The sequence below is a fragment of the Streptomyces sp. NPDC044571 genome (assembly GCF_040647115.1).
GTDB lineage: Bacteria > Actinomycetota > Actinomycetes > Streptomycetales > Streptomycetaceae > Streptomyces.
Genome location: NZ_JBEZBN010000074.1, coordinates 1 through 26,745, shown reverse-complemented (window position 1 = coordinate 26,745; position 26,745 = coordinate 1). Strand labels below are relative to the sequence as shown.

The 26,745-nt window shown below is 72.6% G+C and carries 25 protein-coding genes and 1 pseudogene; 2 read left to right on the top strand and 24 right to left on the bottom strand.

Going from position 1 to position 26,745, the window contains the following annotated elements; all coding sequences use genetic code 11:
* Nucleotides 1-91: 91 nt before the first annotated feature.
* The 18 genes and pseudogenes from AB0B01_RS27935 to proS all read right to left on the bottom strand — a co-directional run bounded on the left by AB0B01_RS27935 (nt 92) and on the right by proS (nt 14,707).
* Nucleotides 92-649, bottom strand: coding sequence for a TetR/AcrR family transcriptional regulator (locus AB0B01_RS27935; protein ID WP_361724742.1), 558 nt, complete (start codon nt 647-649; stop codon nt 92-94).
* A 52-nt stretch (nt 650-701) separates the two neighbouring features.
* Entirely contained in the window at nt 702-1,538 is an 837-nt protein-coding gene (whiG, locus tag AB0B01_RS27930; protein ID WP_361724730.1) for an RNA polymerase sigma factor WhiG, read from the bottom strand.
* 209 nt (nt 1,539-1,747) lie between these two features.
* Nucleotides 1,748-2,962, bottom strand: a complete 1,215-nt coding sequence (dprA, locus tag AB0B01_RS27925; protein ID WP_361724739.1) for a DNA-processing protein DprA — start codon at nt 2,960-2,962, stop codon at nt 1,748-1,750.
* Nucleotides 2,963-3,042: 80 nt separating this feature from the next.
* The gene (locus AB0B01_RS27920; protein ID WP_361724727.1) at nt 3,043-4,677 is read right to left on the bottom strand and encodes a YifB family Mg chelatase-like AAA ATPase; all 1,635 of its coding nucleotides are present in this window, start codon (nt 4,675-4,677) and stop codon (nt 3,043-3,045) included.
* Nucleotides 4,677-5,048, bottom strand: a complete 372-nt coding sequence (locus AB0B01_RS27915; RefSeq protein ID WP_361724724.1) for a YraN family protein — start codon at nt 5,046-5,048, stop codon at nt 4,677-4,679. The genes AB0B01_RS27920 and AB0B01_RS27915 overlap by 1 nt, the downstream gene beginning before the upstream one ends.
* Before the next feature lie 136 nt (nt 5,049-5,184).
* Entirely contained in the window at nt 5,185-5,493 is a 309-nt protein-coding gene (locus AB0B01_RS27910; protein ID WP_179178094.1) for a DUF2469 domain-containing protein, read from the bottom strand.
* 55 nt (nt 5,494-5,548) lie between these two features.
* On the bottom strand, nt 5,549-6,055 hold the full coding sequence (locus tag AB0B01_RS27905; protein ID WP_361724721.1) for an NUDIX hydrolase: 507 nt from the start codon (nt 6,053-6,055) through the stop codon (nt 5,549-5,551).
* Nucleotides 6,045-6,851, bottom strand: a complete 807-nt coding sequence (gene lepB, locus AB0B01_RS27900; RefSeq protein ID WP_361724718.1) for a signal peptidase I — start codon at nt 6,849-6,851, stop codon at nt 6,045-6,047. The genes AB0B01_RS27905 and lepB (AB0B01_RS27900) overlap by 11 nt, the downstream gene beginning before the upstream one ends.
* A 44-nt stretch (nt 6,852-6,895) precedes the next feature.
* Nucleotides 6,896-7,798, bottom strand: a complete 903-nt coding sequence (gene lepB / locus AB0B01_RS27895; protein WP_361724715.1) for a signal peptidase I — start codon at nt 7,796-7,798, stop codon at nt 6,896-6,898.
* Nucleotides 7,737-8,773: pseudogene (gene lepB / locus AB0B01_RS27890) on the bottom strand (signal peptidase I); the annotation flags it as partial. The gene lepB (AB0B01_RS27895) and the pseudogene lepB (AB0B01_RS27890), both read right to left, overlap by 62 nt.
* On the bottom strand, nt 8,766-9,524 hold the full coding sequence (lepB, locus tag AB0B01_RS27885; protein ID WP_361724712.1) for a signal peptidase I: 759 nt from the start codon (nt 9,522-9,524) through the stop codon (nt 8,766-8,768). The gene lepB (AB0B01_RS27885) and the pseudogene lepB (AB0B01_RS27890), both read right to left, overlap by 8 nt.
* 44 nt (nt 9,525-9,568) lie before the next feature.
* Nucleotides 9,569-9,919: a 50S ribosomal protein L19 gene (rplS, locus tag AB0B01_RS27880; RefSeq protein ID WP_356847732.1), complete on the bottom strand. Its 351-nt coding sequence runs from the start codon at nt 9,917-9,919 to the stop codon at nt 9,569-9,571.
* A gap of 133 nt (nt 9,920-10,052) precedes the next feature.
* A complete protein-coding gene (trmD, locus tag AB0B01_RS27875) occupies nt 10,053-10,874 on the bottom strand; it encodes a tRNA (guanosine(37)-N1)-methyltransferase TrmD (RefSeq protein ID WP_361724709.1) in 822 nt (273 codons plus the stop codon).
* Nucleotides 10,874-11,461: a ribosome maturation factor RimM gene (gene rimM, locus AB0B01_RS27870; RefSeq protein WP_361724706.1), complete on the bottom strand. Its 588-nt coding sequence runs from the start codon at nt 11,459-11,461 to the stop codon at nt 10,874-10,876. The genes trmD and rimM overlap by 1 nt, the downstream gene beginning before the upstream one ends.
* A 76-nt stretch (nt 11,462-11,537) precedes the next feature.
* Nucleotides 11,538-11,777, bottom strand: a complete 240-nt coding sequence (locus tag AB0B01_RS27865; protein WP_007266827.1) for an RNA-binding protein — start codon at nt 11,775-11,777, stop codon at nt 11,538-11,540.
* 2 nt (nt 11,778-11,779) lie between these two features.
* Entirely contained in the window at nt 11,780-12,217 is a 438-nt protein-coding gene (rpsP, locus tag AB0B01_RS27860) for a 30S ribosomal protein S16 (protein ID WP_361724703.1), read from the bottom strand.
* 256 nt (nt 12,218-12,473) lie between these two features.
* Nucleotides 12,474-13,073, bottom strand: coding sequence for a hypothetical protein (locus tag AB0B01_RS27855; protein WP_356847729.1), 600 nt, complete (start codon nt 13,071-13,073; stop codon nt 12,474-12,476).
* 221 nt (nt 13,074-13,294) lie between these two features.
* Nucleotides 13,295-14,707 carry a proline--tRNA ligase gene (gene proS / locus AB0B01_RS27850; protein ID WP_361724701.1) on the bottom strand — a complete coding sequence of 471 codons (1,413 nt, stop codon included), beginning with the start codon at nt 14,705-14,707 and terminating at the stop codon, nt 13,295-13,297.
* A 131-nt stretch (nt 14,708-14,838) separates the two neighbouring features.
* On the opposite strand from proS, the gene AB0B01_RS27845 reads away from it, so the two are divergent.
* Nucleotides 14,839-15,528, top strand: a complete 690-nt coding sequence (locus AB0B01_RS27845; RefSeq protein ID WP_361724698.1) for a methyltransferase type 11 — start codon at nt 14,839-14,841, stop codon at nt 15,526-15,528.
* Nucleotides 15,529-15,568: 40 nt separating this feature from the next.
* Here the strand turns inward: AB0B01_RS27845 and ftsH are convergent, their stop codons facing one another.
* The 6 genes from ftsH to AB0B01_RS27815 all read right to left on the bottom strand — a co-directional run bounded on the left by ftsH (nt 15,569) and on the right by AB0B01_RS27815 (nt 25,538).
* Nucleotides 15,569-17,401 (bottom strand): ATP-dependent zinc metalloprotease FtsH, encoded by a 1,833-nt coding sequence (gene ftsH / locus AB0B01_RS27840; RefSeq protein ID WP_361724736.1) that lies wholly within the window; start codon nt 17,399-17,401, stop codon nt 15,569-15,571.
* A 222-nt stretch (nt 17,402-17,623) separates the two neighbouring features.
* The gene (gene ffh / locus AB0B01_RS27835; RefSeq protein ID WP_361724695.1) at nt 17,624-19,192 is read right to left on the bottom strand and encodes a signal recognition particle protein; all 1,569 of its coding nucleotides are present in this window, start codon (nt 19,190-19,192) and stop codon (nt 17,624-17,626) included.
* A gap of 333 nt (nt 19,193-19,525) precedes the next feature.
* On the bottom strand, nt 19,526-21,964 hold the full coding sequence (locus AB0B01_RS27830; protein WP_361724692.1) for a [protein-PII] uridylyltransferase: 2,439 nt from the start codon (nt 21,962-21,964) through the stop codon (nt 19,526-19,528).
* Nucleotides 21,965-21,981: 17 nt separating this feature from the next.
* A complete protein-coding gene (locus tag AB0B01_RS27825; protein WP_361724689.1) occupies nt 21,982-22,320 on the bottom strand; it encodes a P-II family nitrogen regulator in 339 nt (112 codons plus the stop codon).
* The gene (locus AB0B01_RS27820) at nt 22,317-23,660 is read right to left on the bottom strand and encodes an ammonium transporter (RefSeq protein ID WP_361724686.1); all 1,344 of its coding nucleotides are present in this window, start codon (nt 23,658-23,660) and stop codon (nt 22,317-22,319) included. The genes AB0B01_RS27825 and AB0B01_RS27820 overlap by 4 nt, the downstream gene beginning before the upstream one ends.
* Nucleotides 23,661-24,074: 414 nt before the next feature.
* Nucleotides 24,075-25,538, bottom strand: a complete 1,464-nt coding sequence (locus AB0B01_RS27815; RefSeq protein ID WP_361724733.1) for a hypothetical protein — start codon at nt 25,536-25,538, stop codon at nt 24,075-24,077.
* 437 nt (nt 25,539-25,975) lie between these two features.
* On the opposite strand from AB0B01_RS27815, the gene AB0B01_RS27810 reads away from it, so the two are divergent.
* Nucleotides 25,976-26,644, top strand: a complete 669-nt coding sequence (locus tag AB0B01_RS27810; RefSeq protein ID WP_356847718.1) for a bifunctional DNA primase/polymerase — start codon at nt 25,976-25,978, stop codon at nt 26,642-26,644.
* The last annotated feature ends 101 nt before the right edge of the window (nt 26,645-26,745 follow it).

Below are 26,745 nucleotides of genomic sequence, written 5' to 3'. Positions count from 1 at the left end.
CCGCTACGAGAAGACCGCCACCATCTACCTGGCCGGGCTCCACATCGCGGGCATCTTCCTCTGGTCCGCCCGGTGATCCAAACGAAACTGCCTAGCCCCGGACGCCCCGCAGGGCCATGGAGACCGCCGTCTCCGTCACCTGGTCCGGGTTTTCGGCGGCGCCCAGTTCGATCCGCCGCACCGCCGCGTCGACCACGCCCTGGAGCAGCATCGCGGCGAGCCGGGGCTGCTGCTGGCCGAGGGCCGCGAGGGCCTCCACGATCATCTCCACCAGCTGCCCGTGCGCGGCGCGGATCTTCTCCCGGGCGCCCGCGTCCAGCTCGCTGGCCGAGATGGCCACCACCGCCCGGTGGCGCCGGTCCCCCACCAGCTCCAGCTGGCTGCGCACGTACGCCTCGATCTTCGCCTCCGGCGTCGGCGCCGCGGCCATGGCGGCCTCGATCTCGGCGGCCCAGACGGGGAAGTCCATCGCGCACAGCTCTTCGACCACGGCGGCGCGGGAACGGAAGTACTCGTACACGGAGGAGCGGGCCAGGCCCGTCCGCTCCGCCAGAGCGGGGAAGGTCAGCGCTTCCGTCCCGCCTTCGGACAACAGGGCGCGCGCGGCGTCCAGCAGGGCGCCGCGCTGCATCGACCGGTGCTCGGCCACGGAGGCCGCTCGAATCCTGGGCACGCGTCCACTCTACGGATGTCCCGCAAGGTCACCGCCCGACATCCGCCAGTTTCGCGCGGAGTTGGAGTACCGACTTGGTGTGGATCTGGCTGACGCGGCTCTCGGTCACACCGAGGACATTGCCGATCTCGGCGAGCGTCAGACCCTCGTAGTAGTAGAGGGTCACGACGGTCTTCTCCCGCTCGGGCAGCGTGTTGATGGCCCGGGCCAGCAGCCGGCGCAGCTCGCGGTCCTCGGCGACTTCCACCGGGTTGTCGGCGGCGGTGTCCTCCAGGGTGTCCATCAGCGACAGGCGGTCGCCGCCCTCTCCGCCTGCGTGCAGCAGCTCCTCAAGGGCGACCACGTTCGCCAGCGACAACTGGCTGAAGATCGTGTGGAGTTCCTCCACCCCGATGCCCATCTCGCCCGCGACCTCGTGCTCGGTCGGGGTGCGCCTCAACTGGGCTTCGAGCGTGGCGTACGCCCGCTCCACGGCCCGGGCCTTCTGCCGGACCGAGCGGGGGATCCAGTCCAGCGCCCGCAGCTCGTCGATCATCGCCCCGCGGATCCGGGTGATCGCGTACGTCTCGAACTTGATGGACCGGTCGATGTCGAACTTCTCGATGGCGTCGATCAGTCCGAACACCCCGGAGGAGACGAAGTCGGCCTGCTCCACGTTGGGCGGCAGCCCCACGCTGACGCGGCCGGCCACGTACTTCACGAGCGGCGAGTAGTGCAGGATCAGCTGCTCCCGCAGCCGTTCGTCGCCCGTGTCCTTGTACGAGCGCCACAGCGCCTCCAGGGACGAGAGCGCGGTGGACCGCACGCTGCCGCGGGCAGCGGGGGGCACCGCTGCGCGGTCAGACCCTGAGGTGTGCTGGGGCATGCTTCGCCTTTGCCGGAGCCGGATTCCTTGGGAGCGTAGCGTGACGGAAGTGTCGCGGTGCGCGAAGAGTACGGGATCGCACGGGGCCCCAAGGGCCGTCCGGCTCGCGCGGGCGGCCCGGGACCGGCGCCTGGCGCTCGGTCCCGGCGGCTGCCACCTGGAAGACCGCGTCTCTCATCGGCTTCACTCTTTCACCGGAACACCCCAGGTCAATGACCGCCTCGCCGGATGCCACCGGTTCGTGTGCCTCCCTCGTGCGGACGCGGGGTCAACCGCCATCCGTCGCCCTGCCGTTCGACGAACCCCAGAGAGTGAAGTTCGTACAGTCTGCCGATGACTTCATCGGTGTCGGTGCCCGCGGCGAGGGCGAGCTCCTCCAGCTGCGCGGGGCGGCCGGCCGGCAGCGCCTCCAGTACGCGCGCGGTGTCCCGGTGCAGCAGGTCGCGCGCGAGGACGGGGCCGCGCCGCTCGGGGGCCAGCTCGCCCATGCCGCCCACCAGCTCGACCACCTCGGCGGCGTCCGTGACGAGCACCGCCTCCCCGCGCAGCAGCTCGTGCACCCCCGCGGAGAGCCCGCTGGTGGCCGGCCCGGGCACCCCCATGGTGAAGCGGCCGAGCTGCGCGGCCCGCCGGGCGGTGACCAGGGACCCGCTGCGGTGCGCCGCCTCCACCACGACGGTGCCCCGGGTGAGGGCGGCGATGACCCGGTTGCGCAGGACGAACCGGCTGGGGGTCGGGTGGCTGCCCGGCGGCAGCTCCCCGAGCACCAGCCCCTGCCCGGCGATCCGGCCGAGGAGCTCGGTGTGCCCGCGGGGATAGGCCACGTCCACCCCGCAGGCCAGCACCGCGGCGGTGGCTCCGCCGGAGGCGAGCGCCCCGCGGTGGGCGGCGGCGTCGATCCCGTACGCCGCCCCGGACACCACCACCCAGCCCCGCTCGGCGAGGCCCGCGGCCAGGGTCTGGGCCATGTGCGCCCCGTACGGGGTGCACGCACGGGCCCCGACGAGGGCGACCGAGCGCAGCGCCCAGGTCCGCAGATCCGGGCGGCCCCGCACCCAGAGGCCGACGGGCCGGGCGTCGCCGAGGTCGTCCAGCTGGGACGGCCACTGCGGGGAGCCGGGGCAGATGAACCGGCCGCCCCACTCGGCGGCGGCCGCGAGGTCCCGCCCGGGGTCCGCCAGCGCCGCCCGTCTGCGGTATCCCGCGAGCCGCTGCCTGCCCACCCCGGTCAGCACCTCCGGCTCCGGCTCCGGGCCGGTCAGCAGCCGCATCAGCCCGACGGCGCCGTGCTCGCGCAGCCAGCGCCCGCCGTGTTCCTCGCCGGGCTCCAGCACCCGGGTCAGCGCGGCCCGGGCCTCCCTTTCGTCCTCCGCAGCGGCGCCCGGCCCGGCCGCGCCCCGCGCACCGCCCGATCCGACCGGCATCCCGGGCGCTTCGAGCGGCTGCCCTCCCCCGGGCCCGGGACCGCCCGGCGCAGCCGCGGGGCGGCCGGGGCTGCGGCCGGTCATGACCCGGGTCCCGTGGCCAGGGCCGCGCCGCGGGCCACACCGGTCCGCAGTTCCAGGGCGACCGCCACGTCCAGGGCGTCGGGCCGGTCCCGGCCGCGCAGGTCGGCCACCGTCCAGGCGACCCGGAGGACCCGGTCCAGGCCGCGGGCGGTGAGCAGCCCGCGCTCCATGTCCCGCTCGGCCTGGGCCAGCGCGCCCGGGGCGGCCTGCCAGCGGGTCCGCAGCTCGTGCCCGGGCACCTCGGCGTTGAGCCGCCAGGGGGTGTCGGCGAGCCGGGAGGCGGCCCGGTCACGGGCCTCCCGCACCCGCTCGGCGACGGCGGCGGTGTCCTCCCCCCGCCCGCCGCGTCCGAGCAGGTCGGCGCGGGTGACGGGCTCGACCGCCACCCGCAGGTCGACCCGGTCGAGCAGCGGGCCCGACAGCCTGGCCTGGTAGCGCCGGACCACCGAGGGCGGGCAGTCGCATCCGGTGCCGTGCAGGGTGTGCCGCCCGCACGGGCAGGGGTTCGCCGCGAGCACCAGCAGGAAGGCGGCCGGCAGCCGCACCACCCCGGCGGCCCGGGCGATGACCACGTGCCCCGATTCGAGGGGCTGGCGCAGCGCGTCCAGCGCCTTGGCACTGAACTCCGCGGCCTCGTCCAGGAAGAGCACCCCCCGGTGGGCCAGGGAGACCGCCCCCGGCCTCGGCACCCCGGCCCCGCCGCCGACGAGGGACTGCATGGTGGCCGAGTGGTGGGGCGCGCAGTACGGGGGCCGCGCGACGAGGGGTTCGCCGGGCGGCAGGATTCCCGCGACCGAGTGGACGGCCGTGACCTCCAGGGAGTCCTGGCGGGTGAGCGGCGGCATGACCCAGGGGATCCGCTCGGCCAGCATCGTCTTGCCTGCGCCCGGGGGCCCGCTGAGGAAGAGGTGGTGGCCCCCTGAAGCGGCCACCTCCAGGGCCCTGCGGGCGCCGTGCTGACCGGCGACGTCCGCGAGGTCGGGGAAGTCCGGTGCGCCCCCGCCCGCGGCCCGCTCGCGGGTGATCCCCGTCCCCAGTCCCGCGCCCGGGACCACCAGGCCCGCCAGTATCGGGTCCGGGCGCCCCGGCGGCTCCGGCGGATCCTCCTCCGGTACGGCCGTGTCGGTCAGGACCGCGATCAGCTGGCGCAGGCTGCGCACCCCGAGCACGGAGACGTCCGGGACGAGCATGGCCTCGGCGGCGCACTGCTGGGGCACGACCACATGGCGGTACCCCGCGTCGGCGGCGGCGAGAACCGCCGGGAGGATGCCCCGCACCGGACGCACCCGGCCGTCCAGCCCCAGCTCCCCGATGAGCACCAGGTCGGCGATCACCCCGGGGTCGAGCACCTCGGCGGCGCCCAGCACGGCCACCGCCACCGCCAGATCGAAGCCCGCGCCCGCTTTCGGCACGGAGGCGGGGCTGAGCCCGACCGTCAGCTTCTTCTGCGGCCACGCCGCCCCCGAGTTCACGACGGCGGCCCGCACCCGGTCCCGGCTCTCGACCAGGGTCTTGTCGGGCAGTCCCACCAGGGTGAAGGCGGCGACCCCGGGCTCCAGATCGGCCTGCACCTCGACCACCACGCCGTCGACGCCCACCAAGGCCACCGAGCAGGCCCGCGCGAACCCCATCAGGCCACCCCCCTGACGTGCTCCACCACGGGCGCACCGCGCCGCGGCAGCAGGACCCCCACCAGGTCGATGCGCACCCCGCCCGCGGGCGGCCCGCCGTGGTCGGCGAGCCAGCGGCCGGCGAGTCGGCGTAACCGCTCGGCCTTGCCCGGGCGGACGGCGGCCATGGGGTGCTCGAAGTCTCCCGCCCGGCGGGTCTTGACCTCGCACACGACGAGGGCGTCCCCGTCCCGCGCGACGATGTCGATCTCCCCGCTGCGGCACCGCCAGTTTCTGGCGATCACCGTCATCCCGGCCTCGGTGAGCCGCCGGGCCGCGAGCTCCTCCCCGTACCGCCCCAATGCCTGCTGTGCCACGCCCTTCGCGTTCATCCGGCACCACCTCCGGTACCGACGATGCCGCGCGGCCGCCCACCGAGTGGATCTTGGTGGATAGCCGGGCCATTGTGGACAACCCGCTCACTCCTGCGGGGGACGGACCCCTGGGCGAGCGGCCGCGCGCCGCGGATCAGCTGCCCGGGAGCTCCAGATCGGTCTTGTTGAGCTCCTCGATGTTCACGTCCTTGAAGGTCAGCACCCGCACCTGCTTGACGAAGCGGGCCGGCCGGTACATGTCCCACACCCAGGCGTCGGCCATGGTGACCTCGAAGAACACCTCCCCCTGGACCGAGTGCACCTGCATTTCGTAGTCGTTCGTCAGGTAGAAACGACGTTCCGTCTCGATCACGTACTTGAACAGCCCGACGACGTCGCGGTACTCCCGATAGAGCTTCAGCTCCATCTCGGTCTCGTACTTTTCGAGGTCCTCGGCGCTCATGGCATGTTCCCCTTCAGCCGTGCGTCCCCCCATTGTGCGCCAGGCCCGTGCGCCCCTAAACGATTTCCGGGGCCAGGAGCACCGGCGCACCGGGAGGGCCGTTGTCGAGCAGCGTCCGGAGCAGCTCGGCGAGTCTGGTCGGGTACACCGTCTCACGGGCCGCGAGAAGTTCCTCGGAAGTCCACCATCTCGCCCCGGCCATGCTGCGCCTCTCCAGCTCGGTCAGCCCGCCCATCTCGGTGCGCGTCTGGGTCGTTCTGGCCAGGTAGTACCACTCGTCCTGCTCCCAGCGCCGCCCGTCGAAGGGGAAGGAGCAGTACCGGCGCCACAGCAGCGGCCCCAGCTCCACCTCGGTGATCCCGGTTTCCTCGGCGAGCTCCCTCAGGGCGGCCTGTTCCCGGGTCTCCCCGCCCTCCAGCCCTCCGCCCGGGGTGAACCACCACGTGTCGGCCGGGTCGTCCGGTTCGAAGCCGTGCAGCAGGAGGATCCGGTCCTCGGGGTCCAGGAGGATCACCCGGGACACCTTGCGGGGGCCGTCCGCCGCGGCCGGGTCAGCGGGCACCGGCCCGCGTCTCCCGCCGCCCGCGCCCCAGGACCCGTGCGAGAGGGCCGTACGCCGCTCCCAGCACCACCAGCGCGGCCCCGGCGGCCACGGCCGCGAGCTGGAGCCGCAGCGGGCCGGGCCGCGAGGTCCCGCCGGGCAGGGCGGCGTACGTCCCGGGGCGTTCGAGCATGCTCATCGAGGGCCAGGCCAGGGCGTCGACGCGGGCCTGCACCGTCGAGCGGGCCACGGTCCCCTGGCCGGCCTCCTGCAGGTGCGCCCGGGAGTCCAGGGAGGCGGAACGCCGGTCGCCCAGCAGGAACAGGTTGCCCTCGGGCACCGCCACCTCGAACGGAGTGTTCGAGGCCGCACCGGGGATCCCCGCCGCCGTACCCTCGGCCCCGGGCTCCGGCTTCGGCGTGTGCTCGATGTACGGCTCGTCGAGCTCCTTGCCGTTGACCGTCAGCCTGCCGCCCTGGCCGCAGCACTTCACGGTGTCCCCGCCGATGCCGACGACCCGCTTGACCATGGGCGAGTCACTCCACATGGCATCAGTAAAGATGACCACGTCCCCGCGGCGCACCTCGCCGCCGTCGATCCGCTGGGCGAGGACCCGGTCGCCGGGCTTGACGGTCGGCATCATCGAGTCGGTGGGCACGGTGTACGGCTGGTACACGAACGCGCCCCACACGAAGCCGCCCAGGAAGAGCACGAAGCCGATGGCCACGGCGATGCCCGACATCACGTTGCCGAGACCGCCGCGGCCGCCCTTGGCCCTGCGTATGTGCTCCGTACCGCTGTCCTGCGTTCCGCCCATTGCAGCGCCCCCACACTTTCGGGATCGACGACCTGGGCGGCACCCTACCTGCCGGTACGCCCGGAGGTCAGCCTCCGCCTGCGCCACATCACGAGCGGCACGGCGCCGGTCAGCCCCAGTGCGGCCGGACCGAGCCCGACCGGAGCCAGGCCCGAGGCCCCGAGGCCGAGGGCCGCGGCCGCGGCCTGGTTGCCGATGCCCGGCTGGTCGAAGGTCTCCGGGACGGGCAGGGTCGCCCAACGGGTGACCGGCCACGCGACCACCACGGCCCGCCCGACCACCTTGTCGACCGGCACGAAGCCCTGGGTGGAGTCCTGCATGTGGTAGCGGGAGTCCTGCGAGTTCTGCCGGTGGTCGCCCATGACCCAGATCTTGCCCTTGGGGACGGTGATCGGGCCGAAGGGGGCGTCGTCACAGGGGGTGTTGCCGGGGAAGATGTACGGCTCGTCGAGCGGCTTGCCGTTGACGACGACCGGTCCCCCCTTCTTGCACTCGACCGTGTCACCGCCGATGGCGATGGTCCGCTTGATCAGGTCCTTCTCGTCGGCCGACGGCATCAGGCCGATCTTGCTGAGGATCTGCTGCGCGAAGTTCGGCTCCGGGGTGGGCTCGCCGGACAGCCAGTTCGCCGGGTCGTGGAAGACCACGACCTCACCGCGCTCGGGCTCCGAGCCGAACCACGGGGTCAGCTTGTCCACCAGCACCCGGTCACCGCGCTGCAGGGTGTTCTGCATCGAATCGGAAGGGATCGAGAACGCCTGGACCAGGAAGGTCTTGATCAGCAGGGCCAGCAGCAGGGCGATACCGACGAGGAGCGGGAGCTCCTTCCAGAAGGACCGGTGCGGGCGCGCCGCGGCTTCCTCGCCGTCCTTCCCGGTCTCGCGCTCGACGGCATCGTCCGGCCGCTCCTCGCCTTCGTCGCGTCCGGATCGCGCGCCTACCGCCACATCCCCCACATCCACTCCTCACTCGGAATCGCCGCCCGCGCCGATCGGACACGGGCCCTCCCCTCCCCTAACGAGCGGGAGTTCCCTAAGGCGCGGGAGACCCAGGACACACTATGCGAACGGCGCGGTCCGGCGGCGCGCCCGGCGGCCGCGTCGCCCGCTGCGTGCCTGATCGGGCACCGTACGGAAGGTCGCGGGCTGATCCAGCCGCCGCCAGTGGTCGAACGGCCATGCGATCACCACCGCCTGACCCACCACGCCCTTCTCGTCGATGGTGCCCTGGAAGGGCTCGTCGAGGTGGAAGCGCGAATCCGCCGAGTTGGCCCGGTGGTCGCCCATGACGAACAGCCGCCTGGCCGGCACCTGCACCTCGAAGCGGATGTCGGAGGGCGAGTTGCCGGGGTTGACGTACGGCTCGTCCAGCGGCGAGCCGTTGACGGTCACACGGCCCTTGGCGTCGCAGCACCGGACGGTGTCGCCGCCGACCCCGATGACCCGCTTGATCAGGTCCTGTTCGTCGGCCGAGGGCAGCAGGCCGATGAAGGTCAGCGTCTGCTTGACCTGCTTGACGCCGACCGGGTCGGAGGCGGGACGCGCCGCCTCCCCCTTGAGCCAGCCGCCCGGGTCCTTGAACACGACCACGTCGCCGCGCTGCACCTTGGAGCCGAACCAGGGGGTCAGCTTGTCCACCAGCACCCGGTCGCCGATCCGGATCGTCTGCTCCATGGACCCGGACGGGATGAAGAAGGCCTGCACCAGGAAGGTCTTGAGGAGGAGGGCGATGCACAGGGCCACCACCACCAGCAGCGGCACCTCGCCCACCCGGCGGGTACGCCTGCGCCGCCGCACCCGACGGGCCAGTCGGCGCCGCTCGGCCCGCCCGCCGCCCTCCACCGCGGCCACCGGCGGAACCGGCTCGGGCTCCGGCTCGGGCAACGGCTCCCGCCCGCCGCGCGGGCGGCCCCGGCTACCCATGCCCGCCGCCGAGACCGGCGGCGGCCGCCGCGTCCTGACGCGTCGCGCCCCAGCGCGAGACCGGCCAGCCGACCCAGTCGGCCCGCCCGATCACCTTCTCCACCGGCACCATCCCCCCGCCCGGCTCCCCCAGGTGGTCCCGGGAGTCCCGGGACTGGGACCGATGATCACCCATCACCCACAGCGTGCCCAGGGGTACGACGATCCGGAAGGGCACCTTCGAGGGGGCGTCGCCCGGGTACAGGTACGGCTCGGCCAGCGCCACCCCGTTGACCTTGATGCGGCCCCCTGCGTCACAGCAGACGATGTCGTCGCCACCGACGCCCACGACCCGCTTCACGAAGTCGGTGTCCGAGGGCTCGCCGAGCCCGAGGGCCGAGCCCACGTCCTCCAGGACCCCGGCGACCGGGTTGGCGCCCGCGCCGGCCCGCTCCGGGACGAAGGAGCCCGTGCCGTCGAAGACCACCACGTCGCCGCGCGCCGGCCGGCTGCCGAAACGGTACGCCAGCTTGTTCACGAGCACCCGGTCCCCCACCTTCAGCGTCGGCTCCATCGACCGGCTGGGGATCAGGAAGGGCTGCACCACGAAATTGCCGAACAGCAGCAGGAAGGCCGTGCAGACGACGCCGAGCACGCCGGCCCGCCGCCAGGTCATGAACGCCCGCAGCCCGGAAAGGGCGAAGCGCGGCCGCCCCTCCCCCGTGCCGGGGGAGGAGTGGCCGCGCTGTGTGAGCTCTGCTTCGGTGTCCATCGGGGGCGAGCCTATCCGGCCGACCCCGGGAACCGGAGAGGAGATCAGCGGTCGCGCTTCTCCTTGATCTTCGCGGCCTTGCCGCGGAGCTCACGGAGGAAGTACAGCTTGGCGCGACGCACGTCACCGCGGGTGACGAGCTCGATCTTCTCGAAGATCGGGGAGTTGACCGGGAAGGTGCGCTCCACGCCGACGCTGAAGGAGACCTTGCGAACGGTGAAGGTCTCGGAGACGCCAGAGCCCTGGCGACGGATGACAACGCCCTTGAACTGCTGGATACGGGAGCGGTTGCCCTCGATCACGCGGACGTGCACGTTGACGGTGTCACCCGGGCGGAAGGCCGGGACGTCGGAGCGGATCGAGGCGGCGTTGACGCCATCGAGCAGGTGAGACATGTTCTTCGTCTGCTTTCTTCGCACGACGCCACAGGTCGCCGGTGCGGATTTCCGTAGAGAATTCGGGAGCTGGGCCACTCCGCGGACGACGGTCCCCCTGTGGCAGGGGCGTACGCGAGCACACAGCAGCCACCTATTCTTCCACGGCGTCGGGCCTGCGCCAAAATCGGCCGTCGACGGTCGGCTTCCAGCCCAGGATGCTCAGCATCTCCCGGTCCTTCTTGTCGAAGGCGGAGGCCTCGCAGCGCTCGATCAGGTCGGGACGGTTCTGCGCGGTCCGGCGGAAGGCCTCGTCCCGGCGCCAGCGGGCGATCTTCCCGTGGTGGCCGCTGAGCAGCACCTCGGGGATGCCCCGGCCGCGCCACTCCGGAGGCTTCGTGTAGACCGGCCCCTCCAGCAGGTTCTCCATCTCGCCCGGTGCGAAGGAGTCGTCGCGGTGCGAATCGGCGTTGCCGAGCACTCCGGGCAGCAGCCGGGCCACGGCCTCGGTGATCACCAGGACGGCGGCCTCGCCGCCCGCCAGCACGTAGTCGCCGATGGAGACCTCGTAGACGGGCATCCGCGTGGCGTACTCGTCCATGACCCGGCGGTCGATGCCCTCGTACCGGGCCGGCGTGAAGAGGAGCCAGGGCCGCTCGGAGAGCTCGACGGCCAGCTCCTGGGTGAACGGGCGGCCGCTGGGCGTGGGGACGACCATGACCGGCCCGTGCGCGCCGGACTCGTACCCGTCGGCCAGCGCCTCGTCGAGGGCCTCGCCCCAGGGCCCGGTCTTCATGACCATGCCGGGCCCGCCGCCGTACGGGGTGTCGTCGACCGTGTTGTGCCGGTCGTAGGTCCAATCCCGCAGGTCGTGGACGTGTACGTCGAGCTGCCCGCGGGCCCTCGCCTTGCCGACGAGGGAGACGTTCAGCGGCTCCAGGTACTCGGGGAAGATCGTGACGACGTCGAGACGCATCAGGCTTCTTCCCCGGCCTCGGCCCCGTTGTCACGCCCGGCCTCGGCCCCGTTGTCACGCGTGGACACGATCTCCGCACGGTCGTCGATCAGCCCCGGCGGCGGGGTGATGACACAGCGCTGCTCTTCCAGGTCGATCTCGGCGACGATCTCCTCGACGAAGGGGATCATCACCTCGGTGCCGTCCGGCCGTTCGACGATGAAGAGGTCCTGCGAGGGGAGGTGAGAGATCTCGGTGATCCGGCCGATCTCGGTGCCGTCCTCCAGTACCACGTCCAGGTCCATCAGCTGGTGGTCGTAGTACTCGTCCTCCTCCTCCGGCAGCTCCGAGGGGTCCACCTCGGCGATGAGCAGGGTGTTGCGCAGCGCCTCCGCGGCGGTGCGGTCCTTGACGCCCTCGAAGCGGAGCAGGAGCCGGCCGCTGTGGACCCGGCCGGTCTCGATGGTCAGCGGACCCGCCGAAGCCGGCTCGGTCTGGAGTACGGCGCCGGGCCCGAGCCGCAGCTCCGGCTCGTCGGTCCGCACCTCGACGGTGACCTCACCCTTGATCCCGTGGGCGCGGCCGATCCGCGCGACTACCAGCTGCATGTCTCTCCTGTTCAGACGACGACGGGCCGGGGCGGGCACGTATGCCCTCCCCGGCCCGTGCCGGTGATTCAACTGCTCAGCGGACCTGGTCCACGTCGACGAGGTCGACGCGGATCCCCCGGCCGCCGATGGCGCCCACGACGGTACGCAGGGCACGTGCGGTGCGGCCGTTGCGGCCGATCACCTTTCCGAGGTCGTCGGGGTGGACCCGTACCTCAAGCACCTGCCCGCGACGCAGGTTGCGCGAGGCGACCTGCACGTCGTCGGGGTTGTCCACAATGCCCTTCACGAGGTGCTCAAGAGCCTCCTCGAGCATGCTCAGGCCTCGGTCGACTCGGCGGTGGCCTCAGCCTCGTCCGCCTTCTTGTCGGCCTTCTTCTTCTGCGTGATGGCCTCGCCCTTGCCCTCGCCGACGCCCTCAAGGGCCTTGGCGAACTCGTCGAAGGAGCGACGCTTGTCTTCCTTCGTCGCCGGCTGCAGCAGCGGCGCGGGGGCCGGGAGGCCCTTGTGCGCCTGCCAGTCACCGGTCAGCTTCAGGATGGCGAGCACAGCCTCGGTGGGCTGGGCGCCGACGGACAGCCAGTACTGCGCACGCTCGGCGTTGACCTCGATGCGCGACGGGTTGTAGGTCGGCTGGTAGATACCGATCTCCTCGATCGCGCGACCGTCCCGGCGGGTGCGGGCGTCGGCGACGACGATGCGGTAGTGCGGCTGGCGAATCTTGCCGAGGCGCTTGAGCTTGATCTTGACTGCCACTGGAGTGGTGTCTCCTGAACTTGACGTGGTTGGGCACATGAGATGCCACGTGGGGTTGCGGTACTCGGGTGCCCGATGGACGCGTCAGCCGGAGGAGAGAGGGGTCCTGTGCGACTGTCGAGTACAGCTTGCCATTGTGCCACATGCCTGCAGCGCTTCACGCGGGAGGGCGAGCAGGGGCATGCGGGCACGCCCCTGCGGCCGTAGGCCCCCTCCCTCGCGCCCTGCCGTTCCCCGTCCGGTCCGTGCGGTCCGCTCAGGAAGCCAGGGCCGGGACCGCGGTCTCGGGGATGCGGAACGGCTTCATGCAGCCGCCGCACACGATCGGCGCCTGGGCCAGTACGGACGGGACCACCCGCACATTGCGCCCGCAGTCGCAGACCGCCTTGACGCGCACCCCACCGCCGGAGGAGCCGTGCCGGGCGGCGGGCCCGCGGAAGCTGCGCTTGGTGTCGGCGGACGTGGCGGCGGTGTGCGCCTTCAGCGCGCGCTGGAGCCGCTCCATGGTGGGGCGGTAGCGCCGCTTCGCCTCGGGAGTGAGCGAGACCAGAGAGAAGCCGCTGCTCGCATGCGGCTCGTCCGAATGGTCCAGCCCCATCTCCTCGGCGATCGCGAGGAATCTGCGGTTGTGGTAGCGGCCGGCTCGGGAGGTGTCGCGCACCCCGCGGGCGGCGGCGATGCCGTGGACTGCCTCGTGCAGCAGTCGCTCGAAGGAGAGTGCGCCGCCGCATGCGGACGAGGACTCTCCGATCAGGGACTCGGGCGCGGCAAGGTCAGGCAGCTCGGGGTGGTACCGCTGAATATCGGCCCACGCCTGCGCCAGCTCTGCGGCGAGAACAGGTGGTGTCGTGCTCACGTCGTGACAACGAGCCGAGGGGCCCCGGTGTTCCGATTCCGGGCCATTCCAAATTTTTTGCACGTACCAGTCAGTTCAGTCTCATGCGTCCTGACGAGGACGGGTGCGCAGATCCCAGGAGGAGTCGGTACGTAACGAGGGCCAGAAAGACGACGGCCCCGGCGCGCGGCTCGCGCCGCGCGCCGGGGCGCATCAGTCGTCAGCGGTCGGCGACCGGGCGATCAGTACGAGCGCGCGACGATCGCGAGGGTGCCCGGGGCGTCGTCCGCCTCCGGAACCGACCCGTCCTCGGCGATGAGGCAGCGCACGGAGACGGCCTGCTCGCCGAGCTTGGCCTCGCCCTCGGGGCCGAGGTCGGCCCACGGGATCCGCGCCCAGCCACCGGCGACGGCGGCCTCGGCGGCCTCCTCGATGGTGCGGACGTCGGAGGTACGGGTCTCCCGGCGCTCGCGGGACTCGCGCAGCAGCTGCGCCTGGTCCTCGTCGAGCACCTTGGGCAGCAGGTCCACGAGGGAGGCGATCTGGACGGCCTCCTTGCCGCCCGGGATCCGGCGGGCCAGCATCGCGGTGCCGGCCTCCAGGTCGCGGGGGCCGATCTCGATGCGGACCGGTACGCCCTTGAGCTCCCAGTCCACGGCGCGGCGGCCGAAGGGGGTGTCGACGCGGTCGTCGACCTGGACCCGGATGCCGGCCGCCTTCAGCTGGTCGCCCAGCTCGCGGACCTTCGCGACGGCCTCGTCGCCCTTGATCGCCATGACGACGACCTGGACGTGCGCGAGGCGCGGCGGGACCCGCAGGCCGTTGTCGTCACCGTGGGACATGATCAGACCGCCGACCATGCGGGTGGAGACGCCCCAGGAGGTCTGCCAGACGAGCTCCTGCTTGCCCTCCTTCGACAGGTACTGCGTGTGGAAGGCCTTGGCGAAGTTGGTGCCGAGCTCGTGGCTCGTGCCCATCTGGAGGGCCTTGCCGTCGCCCATCATGCCCTCAAGCGTCAGGGTGTTGATGGCGCCGGCGAAGCGCTCCTTCGCGGTCTTGCGGCCGAGCACGACGTCGATGCCGAGCACGTTCGTCATGAAGTCGCCGTAGACGTCGCGGTGGATCCGGGCGGCGTAGTCGCGGGCGTCCTCGTAGGTGGCGTGGGCCGTGTGGCCCTCCTGCCACAGGAACTCGCTCGTACGCAGGAACACGCGCGGGCGCATCTCCCAGCGGACCACGTTGGCCCACTGGTTGATCAGCAGCGGCAGGTCGCGGTAGCTCTGCACCCACTTGGAGAAGTAGTCGTTGATGATCGTCTCGGAGGTCGGGCGGACCACGACCGGCTCTTCGAGCTCCTTGCCCCCGCCGTGCGTGACGACCGCGAGCTCGGGGGCGAAGCCCTCGACGTGCTCCGCTTCCCTCGTCAGGTACGACTGCGGGATGAACAGCGGGAAGTACGCGTTCTGGGCGCCCGCGTCCTTGATGCGCGCGTCCATCTCCTGCTGCATCCGCTCCCACAGGCCGTAGCCGTACGGCCGGATGACCATGGTGCCGCGCACCGGGCCGTTGTCGGCCAGCTCGGCCTTGTTGATCAGATCCTGGTACCAGCGGGGGAAATCCTCCGCCTGGGGGGTGAGAACGGGAGCCTTTGCCATGGCGCGAATGGTACGGCGCCGGGCGCGTCCAGCGTGAATCGGGTGGCGCACTCCTCTGGACGCGGGGGCGAATGGGGAGTTCTCTGGCAACGGGGGCAAGGGGGCGACAAGGAATCAGGAGCGCTCTTTCGATGACACCGACGCCGACGGCGACGCTCGTCGCCCGGGACTGGGCGGAGATCCAGGAACGGATGCTGGTACCGCTGTACGAGGCGGTCTACGACCGGCTGGAGGTCGGGCCGGGCGACCGGCTGCTCGGGCTGGACTGCGGGGCCGGTCTGGCCCTGCTGCTGGCCGCCGGGCGGGGAGCCGCGGCCGCGGGTGTGGAGGCGGACCCGGCGCGGCGGGCCCTTGCGCGCGAGCGGCTGCTGGACGTCGCGGCGGAGCCGCCGGCCGCCGCCCCGGCCGGCCCGCGGCCCCACGACGTGCTGCTGGCCTTCTCCCCGTCCGCGCAGGCCCTGGCCGCGGCCCTGCCCTCGGTCCGACGGGGCGGGGCGGTGGTGCTCGCCGACTGGGGCCCGGCCGAGCGGTGCACGGTGCCGGTGATCCTGGGCGGCGGGCCGGCACCGGGCGACCTGGACGCGATGGCGGCGGGCGCGGGGCTCGTGCCCGACGGTTCGGGACGGGTGTTCTGCCCGTTCGGGTACGCGGATGTGGACAGTGCGGTGCGGGGGCTGCTGTCCACGGGCCTGTACGAGACCGCCTCGGATCCGGCGCAGGTCGAGAAGGAGCTGACCGAGGCCCTTCACCCGTACGAGCGACCGGACGGCGCCGTCTGGCTGCCGAACATCTTCCGCTACGTGATCGCCCGCCGGCCGTAGCCCGGGCGGCCGGGGCCCGCCTCCCGCGGGCCCCGGAGGGTCACTTCGCCGTACGGACGATCCCCGCGGCGGCGTAGGCGGCCGGCTCGTCCAGGGTCTCGTTCGCCAGCAGGGCCTCGGCCAGGGCGTCGAGTTTCGGCCGGTGCTCGCGCAGCAGCCGGCAGGCCTCCACGTAGCACTCGTCCACGATCCGCCGCATCTCGTGATCCACCGCGTCGAGGGTGGCGGGGGCGGCGGACAGGCCGTACGGGCTCTGCGTGTCGGACGGGATGGCGGTGAGGCGGCCGATCCGGTCGCTCATGCCCCACCGGCCCACCATGCCGCGGACGAGGCCCGTGACCTGTTCGAGGTCGTTCTCCGAGCCCGTGGTGATCACGTCGTACACCACGTGCTCGGCCGCCATGCCGCCCAGCGCGCCGATGATGCGTCCGCGCAGGTACTCCTCGGTGTAGGCGTACCGGTCGGCCTCGGGCGTCGACAGCGTGACGCCGAGGGCCCGGCCGCGGGGCACGATCGTGATCTTGCGTACCGGGTCGGCGCCGGGCTGGAGCATGCCCAGCAGGGCGTGGCCGCTCTCGTGGTAAGCGGTGCGCCGGCGCTCCTCCTGCGGCATCACGAGGGGCCGCTCCGCGCCCAGTTGCACCTTCTCCAGGGCGTCGGACAGGTCGGCCTGGGTGACCGTCTGCTGCTTGCGCTTGACCGCCAGCAGGGCGGCCTCGTTGGCGAGGTTGGCGAGTTCCGCTCCCGTCATGCCGGGGGTCGTACGGGCCACCTGGGCCAGGTCCACGCCCGCGGCGAGCGGGATCTCGCGGGTGTGGATCCGCAGGATGGCCTCGCGGCCGCTCTTGTCGGGCGGGGAGACCATCACCGTGCGGTCGAAACGGCCGGGCCGGGTCAGGGCCGGGTCCAGGACGTCCGCGCGGTTGGTGGCGGCGAGGACGACCACGCCCTCCGAGCCGGAGAAGCCGTCCATCTCGGTCAGGATCTGGTTGAGGGTCTGCTCGCGTTCGTCATGGCCGCCGAGGCCCGCCCCGCCCCCGCGGACCCGGCCGATGGTGTCGATCTCGTCGATGAAGATGATCGACGGGGCGACCTTGCGCGCCTCGGCGAAGAGCTCGCGCACCCGCGAGGCGCCGACGCCGACGATCATCTCGATGAACTCGGAGGCGGAGGCCGAGAAGAACGGCACTCCGGCCTCGCCGGCGACCGCGCGGGCGAGCAGGGTCTTCCCGGTGCCGGGCAGGCCGGCGAGCAGCACGCCGCCGGGCATCCGGGCGCCCATCCGCCGGTACTCCTGCGGGTTCTTGAGGAAGTCGACGACGTCGTTCAGCTCCCCCTCGACCTCGTCGATGCCCGCGACGTCGTCGAACGTGGTCCGCGGGGTGCCCGCCTCCAGCTCCACCGGTTTCGGCGGCCCCTTGCGCCCGAGGCCGCCGAGGCCGCCTCCCATCGTCGAGCCCATGCGGCGGGCGATGAGCACCCACAGGAGGACCAGGAGCAGCATCGGGGCGAGGGAGATCAGGAGGTTGGCCAGGAAACTGCGCTGGACGACCACCGGGGAGGCGGTGACGTTGACGTTCTGCTTGGTGAGGTTGGCCCACAGGTCGTCGTCGGCGAAGGCGGGCCGCTGCGTGACGAACTTCTTGTAGTCGCCCTTTGCGCCGTCGGGGACGGGCCGGGCGGCCTTCAGCTCGCCCTGGATGGCATCGCCCTTGGAGTAGATCTTCGAGACGTTGCCGCTCGCGACCTGCTTGCTGAACTCGGTGTACGAGACGGTCGGCTCGTCGCCGTCGTTGAAGAACGACAGCACGAGGTTGGTCAGCAGGAAGACGATCAGGGCGGTGAGGACCAGCCCCCGCCAGCCGCCGGGCATCTTCTTCTTCGGGGGCGGTGCGCCCTCGGAGCGCCACGGCGTGTCGGCCCGGTCGCGGGGCGGTGCGGGGGTGGGGCTGGGCACGGGGCCTCCTTGCTGCCGTCACTGCCGTCCTCCCGGCCGACCATAAGGGATATACCGCCCAGCTGCGCCCGCAGAGCCCACGCGAAGGGCCCCGGCCGCTTCCCCCGGCCGGGGCCCTTCGCGCGCGCATGCCTGCGCCTACTTCATGAACTTCTTGAACTCGTCGGGCAGGTCGAAGTCCTGTCCGGGCTGCCCGGCGGCCGGGAGGCCGAACGGGCTGCCGGCGGCGGGAGAAGCGGGCTGCGCGCCCTGCTCGCGGCGGGCGGCGGCTGCCGCTTCCTCTTCCCTGCGCTTCATCGGGTTGCCGCTCTTGCGCTTGCCCTTGGCCTGCTTGACCTGCTTCTTCTGCCGGCCGGGGCCGCCGCCCATGCCCGGGATGCCCGGCATCCCGGGCATCCCGCCGCCCTGGGCCATGCGGGACATCATCTTGCGGGCCTCGAAGAAGCGCTCGACGAGGTTCTTGACGGCGCTGACCTCGACGCCGGAGCCCTTGGCGATACGGGCACGGCGCGAGCCGTTGATGATGTGCGGGTCCTGGCGCTCGGCCGGGGTCATCGACTTGATGATCGCGGCGGTGCGGTCCACGTCGCGCTCGTCGATGTTGTTGATCTGGTCCTTGATCTGCCCCATGCCGGGGAGCATGCCGAGCAGCTTGGAGATGGAGCCCATCTTGCGGACCTGCTCCATCTGGGCCAGGAAGTCGTCGAGCGTGAACTCCTTCGGGCCCTTCGCCAGCTTGGCCGCCATCTTCTCGGCCTCGGCCTGGCTGAAGGTCTTCTCGGCCTGCTCGATCAGGGTGAGCATGTCACCCATGTCGAGGATCCGGCCCGCCATGCGGTCGGGGTGGAAGGCGTCGAAGTCGTCGAGCTTCTCGCCGTTCGAGGCGAACATGATCTGCTTGCCGGTGACGTGCGCGATGGAAAGCGCGGCACCACCACGGGCGTCGCCGTCGAGCTTGGAGAGCACGACGCCGTCGAAGCCGACGCCGTCGCGGAAGGCCTCGGCCGTGTTGACCGCGTCCTGGCCGATCATGGCGTCGACGACGAAGAGGATCTCGTCGGGGCTGACGGCGTCGCGGATGTCCGCGGCCTGCTGCATCAGCTCCTGGTCGATGCCGAGGCGGCCGGCGGTGTCGACGATGACGATGTCGAACTGCTTGGTGCGGGCGTACTCGACGGAGTCCTTGGCCACCTGGACCGGGTCTCCGACGCCGTTGCCCGGCTGCGGCGCGTACACGGCCACACCGGCCCGCTCCGCGACCACGGAGAGCTGGTTGACGGCGTTGGGGCGCTGGAGGTCACACGCCACGAGGAGCGGGGCGTGGCCCTGGCCCCTGAGCCACAGGCCGAGCTTTCCGGCGAGGGTGGTCTTACCGGCACCCTGGAGACCGGCGAGCATGATCACGGTGGGCGCGGTCTTGGCGAAGCGCAGGCGCCGGGTCTCGCCGCCGAGGATCGAGACGAGCTCGTCGTTGACGATCTTCAGGACCTGCTGGCCCGGGTTCAGCGCGCGGGAGACCTCTTCGCCGCGGGCGCGCTCCTTGACGTTCGCGATGAAGGAGCGGACGACGGGGAGTGCGACGTCGGCCTCAAGGAGGGCGATACGGATTTCCCGCGCCGCAGCGTCGATGTCCTGCTCGGAGAGGCGGCCTTTGCCCCGCAGGGACTTGAAGGTCGCGCTGAGGCGGTCGGAAAGCGTATCGAACACGGTGGTCGCGATTCCTCGGGTCGGGGGCGTGGTGGTCGCCCCCCAGGGTATCGGCCCGATCGCGGTGCTGACCCCTGCATCCCCTCTCCGAAGCCACCCCGCCCCCTGGGGCCCCCGCGCGGAGCCGTTCCCCGCGCTCTGACCGGACCCCCGCCTCAAACCCCGGCGGGGCTGGAAGGCCCGGCCGGGCCGCGCCCGAACCCCTGGGGCTGCGCCCCAGACCCCGCGCCTCAAACGCCGGCGAGGCTGCAAGGGGCCCGGCGGGCTCGCCCGCGCCCCCGGCCCCACCCGCAGCCACCGCCCCCGGGCAACCGTCCCGGCCCCCGCCCCGCCTCAGGCCAGGGACGCCTCCAGGGAGCGGGAAAGGGCCGCGGCCGCCACTGCCGTGAGCGGTTTGCCGTCCCCGTCGACCACGTACAGCGAGTCCACCGCATTGGCCCCGAGCGTCGACACGTGCGCACTGCGCACCCGCACCCCGCAGGACTCCAGCGCACGCCCGATCCGGTGCAGCAGCCCCACCGCGTCCGGCGCCCGGACCTCCACCACGGTGGCCAGGGAGGAGACGTCCGGCACCACCGTCACCCGCGGCGGCGGCGGGACCACACCCCGCCGCCGCGGGTACGCCGCCTCCCGGTCGGCCAGCTTCGCCGCGACGTCGAGCGAGCCGTCCAGCGCCCGGACCAGGTCCGTCCGCAGCCGGGCCCCCTCCGGCAGCGCCCCGTACTCCGCCGCCACCCGCCACCTGAGCACCAGGACCTCGCCCAGCCGGTCGGGCAGCTCCAGCGAGCGCAAGTCCGCCGCCCGCACGGTGAGCCGGTGCAGGGCGAGGACGCCCGCCACCGCCGGGAGCACCCCCGACTGGTCGGGAACGGCGACGACGAGTTCCACGCCCACCGCGTCCGCCTCCTGCCGGGCGTGCAGCGCGAGCACCGGCTCGCGGGTGCGCAGGGCCTCCACGGCGAGGCGCTCCTGTTCGGTGCTGGGGATGTCCAGCTCGCGCACCGCCGGCGTCGCCCCGCGCAGGACGGCGGCCACCCTGGCCACCAGGTCCGCGACCAGCGAGCCCCGCCACGCGCTCCACGCCGCCGGTCCGGTGGCCAGGGCGTCGGCCTCCGTCAGGGCGTGCAGGATCTCCAGCGTGCCGGTCGACCCGACGGCCTCCGCGACCGCCTGGACGGTCGCCGGGTCGTCGAGGTCGCGCCGCGTCGCGGTGTCGATCAGCAGCAGGTGGTGGCGTACGAGCACGCCCAGCACGGCGGCGTCCTCCGCGTCGAAGCCCACCCGCACCGCCACGTCGCGGGCGATCGTCTCGCCCGCCACCGAGTGGTCGCCGGGCCAGCCCTTGCCGATGTCGTGCAGCAGCGCGGCCATGAGCAGCAGGTCCGGGCGGCCCACCCGGCGGGTCAGGGCCGAGGCCCGCACCGCCGTCTCCACCAGGTGCCGGTCCACCGTCCAGGTGTGCACGGGATTGCGCTGCGGGCGGCACCGCACCCGCTCCCAGTCGGGCAGCAGCCGGGTGATGATCCCCTCCGCCTCCAGGGCCTCCCACACGGCCACGGTCGGCTCCCCCGCGCCGAGCAGGGTGAGCAGTTGCTCCCGCGCCTCCGCGGGCCACGGCACCGGCAGCGGTCTGGCCTGCGCCGCGAGCCTGCGTACGGCGTGCAGCGACACCGGCAGGCCCGCCTGCGCGGCCGCGGCCCCGAACCGCAGCGGCAGGACCGGGTCCCGGTCGGGCCGGGCCGCCAGCGCCAGTACGGCCTCGCCGTCGGACTCCACGACCCCCTCGGCCAGCGGTGCCCGCTCGGCCGCGGCGGCCCCGCGCGTCCCCAGGAGCCCCCGCAGTCTCGGCCGGGCCGCGCGCGCCCGCAGGACCCGCCCGACCTCCCGCCAGGTGACGTCGCCGGCGTACGAGACGATCCGCGCGGCGTCGTAGACCTCGCGCAGCAGGGCGTCGGCGTCGAGCAGCCCCAGCTGCGCCGCGACCTGGTCCTGTTCCTGGAGGGCGAGCCGGTCGGTGGCGCGGCCGGTCACCAGCTGGAGGGCGTCGCGGGCGTCCAGCAGCCGCCGGCGGGCCTCGGCCAGGCCCTCCCGCGGGGCGTCGGCCAGCCAGGACGCGGCGACGGCCCGCAGCGCCGTGGCGTCGCGGAGCCCGCCGCGGGCCTCCTTGAGGTCGGGTTCGAGCAGGAAGCGCAGCTCCCCGGCCCGCTCGGCCCGCTCCCGGCACAGGGCGTGCAGCTGCGGGAGCCGTTTGGCGGCCTGGTTGCGCCAGTCGGCCAGTACCGAGGTGCGCAGGGCCGCCAGCATGCCGGCATCGCCCGCGACCGGGCGGGCGTCCAGGAGCCCGAGGTGCACCTTGAGGTCCTCGCCGGCGGTTCTGCGGGCCTCGGCCGGGGTCCGGACCGAGTGGTCGAGGGCGACGCCGAGGTCCCACACGGGGTACCAGAGCCGGTCGGCGAGCGCGCTCAGGGCGCGCGGCTCGGCCTTGCCGTCGTGGAGCAGCAGCAGGTCGAGATCGCTGCGCGGGGAGAGTTCGGCGCGCCCGTAGCCGCCGACGGCGACGAGGGTGGCGCCCCGGACGCCGGTCTCCCGTACGGCGGTCGCGAACAGTGCGTTCAGCCAGTCGTCGGTCAGTCCGGCCAGCGCGGAACGCCGCGAAGGCCCGGGCTGCGACTGCTCCTGGAGGAGTCGCAGCCGGGCCGCGGCGTAGGCGCTGGGTCCCGGGTCGGACCGGTCGTGGGAATCACCCGTGGTGGTGCCTTCGACGCTCGTCACCCGGCAGCTCCCGTCCCTCAGAGCGCTTCAGCGCCGCGTTCGCCGGTACGGACCCTGATGAGCGCGTCCACGGGGACGCTCCACACCTTGCCGTCGCCGATCTTCCCGGTACGGGCACTCTTGACCAGGATCTCCATGACCGACTCGGCGTCGTCGTCCTCGACGACGACCTCGATGCGGATCTTGGGGACGAGGTCCACGGTGTACTCGGCGCCGCGGTAGACCTCGGTGTGGCCGCGCTGGCGGCCGTACCCGCTGGCCTCGGAGACCGTGAGCCCCTGGACCCCGAACCGCTGGAGGGAGTCCTTGATCTCGTCCAGCCGGTGGGGCTTCACGATCGCGGTGATCAGCTTCATGCGTCTACCTTCTTGCTCGCGGCGGCAACGGGGACGGGTGCGGTGCTCCGGGAGGAGGCGCCGCCTCCGGCTCCGCTGAAGTCGTAGGCGGTCTCGGCGTGCTCGACCTGGTCGATGCCGGAGATCTCGTCGTCCTCACTGACCCGCATTCCGATGGTCTTGTCGAGGAGGAAGGCGAGCAGCGCCGACGCGACGAGAGAGTAGGCGAGGATGGAGAAGACTCCGATGGCCTGCTTGCCGAGCTGCTCCAGGCCGCCGCCGTAGAAGAGGCCCTTGGCTTCGGACTGGACCCCGCCGGTGGCGAAGAGGCCGACGAGGAGGGAGCCGGCGATGCCGCCGACGAGGTGGACACCGACGACGTCGAGGGAGTCGTCGTAGCCGAACTTGTACTTCAGGCCGACGGCCATGGCGCACAGCAGGCCGGCGATGGCGCCGATGCCGATCGCGCCGAGGGGGGAGCAGGAGCCGCCGGAGGGCGTGATGGCGACGAGGCCCGCGACGGCGCCGGAGGCCGCGCCGAGGGTGGTGAAGGAGCCGTGGCGCAGCTTCTCGTAGCCGAGCCAGGCGAGCATGGCGGCGGCGGTGGCCACCTGGGTGTTGACGAACATCACCGCGCCGACGCCGTCGTCGTTGCCGAGCCAGGATCCGGCGTTGAAGCCGAACCAGCCGAACCACAGCAGGCCGGCGCCGAGCATGACGAGGGGGAGGCTGTGGGGGCGCATCGGGTCCCGCTTGAAGCCGACGCGCTTGCCGATGACGAGGATCACGCCGAGGGCGGCGGCGCCGGCGTTGATGTGGACGGCGGTGCCGCCCGCGAAGTCGATGACGCCGAGCTCGAACAGCCAGCCTCCGGCGCCCCAGACCCAGTGCGCGACGGGGAAGTAGACGACGGTGACCCACAGGGCGGTGAACAGGGCCCAGGCGCTGAACTTCACGCGGTCGGCGAGGGCGCCGCTGATCAGGGCGGGGGTGATCACGGCGAACATCAGCTGGAAGACGGCGAAGACGTAGACCGGGATGGTGTAGCCGTCCCACAGCTCGGTGATGCCGATGCCGCTGAGGCCGACGTAGTCGGAGGACCAGCCGATCAGCGAGCCGGAGTCGGTGCCGAAGGCGAGGCTGAATCCGAAGAGGACCCAGAGGATCGTGACGATCCCGAGGCTGATGAAGCTCATCATCAGCATGTTGAGGCTGCTCTTGACGCGGACCATGCCTCCGTAGAAGAAGGCGAGGCCCGGGGTCATCAGCATGACCAGGGCGGAGCAGATGAGCATGAACCCGGTGTTCGCAGCAGAGAGCGTCGGGGCGTCTGCCGCGAGGGTCGTGATGGCTGATGCCATCGGCGTCTCCTCGTCGTCGGTACGTTCGCGTGCGGGCGATCGTGAAAACCTGAGCGGCGCAGGGCGTAGGCCTGAGGGGTGGGGCCCGGGCCGGGCCTGGGGGCTGGCCGGTTATTGACCCTGAGATTCGCGCAGGCCGGTTTCCGGCGGCGCCGCTCGGTGTTTCGCGCCGATGACGAAGGCGTCCGGGCTGTTACGGGGTGATGAACTGCGACGGACGACCGCAACCATGGATCGAGGAACCACCGCGGCGAGCAGCCACCTCCGCGAGAGCGGTGCCGGTTCACGCGGCGCCGGTCCAGGCGCAAAAAGGTGACCGGCCGCGGCAGCACCCGGGTGACCTGGCTGGGGGAGCCTGATCGGGCTACACGGGGTGACTGCCGCGGCCGGGGCCGGGGGCGGCCGCGAGGGCCGTCAGACGGCCTCCGCGGCTTCCGGGAGCCGGGAGGCGAGGTGGTCGGTCAGCCGGACGATCTCGGCGACGTCGCCGTACTCGCGGGCAGCGGTGTCGACGGTCTTGCGCAGCCGGGTGTTCACCCGTTCGGACCGCACCTTTCCCGCCACGTCGAGGGCCTTGTCGACGAGGACGGCTGCCTGCTCGGGCTCACGCTGGAGCAGGTGGACCGTGGCCATGCCGATGAGGTTGAGGGCGTAGGAGCGCTGGTGCTCCTGGTCCTTCTCGAAGAGGGCTACGGCCCGCTCCATCACGGGTTCCGCGAGTGAGGCGTACATGGGGCTGCGGCCGGCGACGTAGGCCAGGTCGCGGAACGAGTGGGAGTTCTCGCCGTTCAGTTCGGCCTCGGAGAAGAAGCGGATCCAGTCCGGTTCGGGCTCGCCGCCGAATCCGACGTCCGTGAAGGTGTCCTCGGCCATGCGGACGGCCCGGTTGCAGCGGCTGGGCTGGCCCATGTTGGCGTAGGCGCGGGCCTCCATCGCATACAGCATGGCCTGGGTGCGCGGGCCCGCGCAGTCGCGGCTGCCGTACTGCGCGAGGTGGATGAGCTCCAGGGCGTCCTCGGGGCGGCCCAGGTGGATCATCTGGCGACTCATGCTGGAGAGGATGTACGAGCCGAGCGGCTTGTCCCCGCCCTCCTTCGCGGCGTGCAGGGCGAGGACGAAGTACTTCTGCGCGGTGGGGTGCAGGCCGATGTCGTAACTCATCCAGCCGGCCAGTTCGGCGAGCTCCGCGGCCACCTTGAAGAGCCGTTTCATGACGGGCGCCGGGTGGCTCTCCTGGAGCAGGTCGGTCACCTCGTGGAGCTGGCCGACGACGGCCTTGCGGCGCAGTCCGCCCCCGCACTGGGCGTCCCACTGGCGGAACATGACGGTGGTGGCCTCCAGGAGGCCGAGTTCCGGTTCGGACAGCCGGGGCGGCCGGTGTCCCCCGAGGGCGCCGGCCGCCCCCGCCTCGCGCGGTGCCGGATCGGCGGCCGGGACCGGGACGAGCCAGCGCTGCATGGGCTCGATGAGGGCGGGGCCGGCGGAGAGGGCGAGGGAGGTCCCGAGGAAGCCGCGGCGGGCCAGCATCAGGTCGCTGCGGGAGAACTCACCGAGCAGCTCGATGGTCTGCGGGCCGGCCCAGGGCAGGTCGACGCCGGAGACGGACGGGGTCTGGTGGGCGGTGCGCAGCCCGAGCTGTTCGATGGCGACGACGGAGCCGAAGCGCTCGGAGAAGAGCTCGGAGAGGATCCTCGGGACCGGCTCGCGGGGCTGTTCGCCGTCGAGCCAGCGGCGGACCCGGGAGGTGTCCGTGCTGATGTGGTGGGCGCCCATCTGGCGGGCTCGCCGGTTGACCTGGCAGGCGAGCTCGCCCTTGGACCAGCCGCTGCGGACGAACCAGGAGGTCAGTTGTTCGTTGCGGGCGGCAGCGCCCGGGATCTCCGGTTCCGCGTTCGTTCCGCTTGCGCTGCTGCCGCTCACTGGAACGCCCCCATCCGCTCAGGCCTCTTCACACGAAACCCTGGCGGGGGCGGCGGTCGCCGCCACGGACCTTCACGAGTCCTTCACACCTTGCCTCCGGCATACCCACGAACGGGCCTGCCTCCGGGGTTCGTGCACCGAAAGTAATCCTACGATCACCCCTGCGGGGAGCCCGAACGCAGAAACGCCACCATTCGCCACCCCTTTGAATGAACTCGCCACCGCCGGGGCGCGATTCACTTGACAGGGAGGCGGAACGACCGGTTGGACAGGAGTGCGCTCCGGGCGCGCGGCGAGGAGTGCGCCGTGCCGGTTCACCCGGATCCGTGCGGAACGACCGGTCCCGCCCCCGTCGTAACCACCGGCGCGTCCGACCCGTTGGAGGGGGCATGGGCATGGGCTTCACGATCGGCGGCAGCCGCAGCACCAAGGAGTTCCGATCCGGCTCCCGGCGCCGCGGCCGGACGTCGGAGTGCACGGCGGTGGCGGAATACACCGGCCTGTGGGGCTGGGACGTGGTCCCGGGCGCCCGGGCCGCGGCTCCCGCCCGCGACTGCTCCTGCGGCCGTGCGCAGTGCGGCGCGCCCGGGGCGCACCCGCTGCCCCTGGCGCCCACCGTCCCGGCGGGCGCCACCCTCGACGAGGTCACGCAGACCTGGGGCGAGTACCCGGGCGCGGCCGTCCTGCTGCCGGTGGGCCGCAGCTTCGACCTCATCGAGGTGTCCCAGGAGGCCGGGCGCCGGGCGCTGGTCCGGCTGGAGCGGATGGGCCTGCCGCTGGGCCCCGTCACCGCCACCCCGGACGGCCGGGCCCAGTTCTTCGTGGCCCCGGGCGCGGCGGCCGAGCTGCCGCAGCTGCTGTACCGGATGGGCTGGGACGACGCCGACCTGGACCTGCACGCGCAGGGCCTCGGCTCCTTCCTGACCGCGCCCCCGTCCGACCACGCGGGGCTGGGTCCGGTGAGCTGGCTGCGCCCGCCCGCGCTCGACGGTGCGGGCGGCCTGCCGCAGGCCCGGCTCCTGCTCGGCACCCTCGCCTACATCTGCCACCGCCTGCGCCGCTGACCCCCGTACGCATGCCGGTGCCCCCGTCTCCGGCCGGAGACGGGGGCACCGGCATGCGTACGGGGCAGGGGCCGGGGTCAGTCGCCGATCAGGGCGTCGAC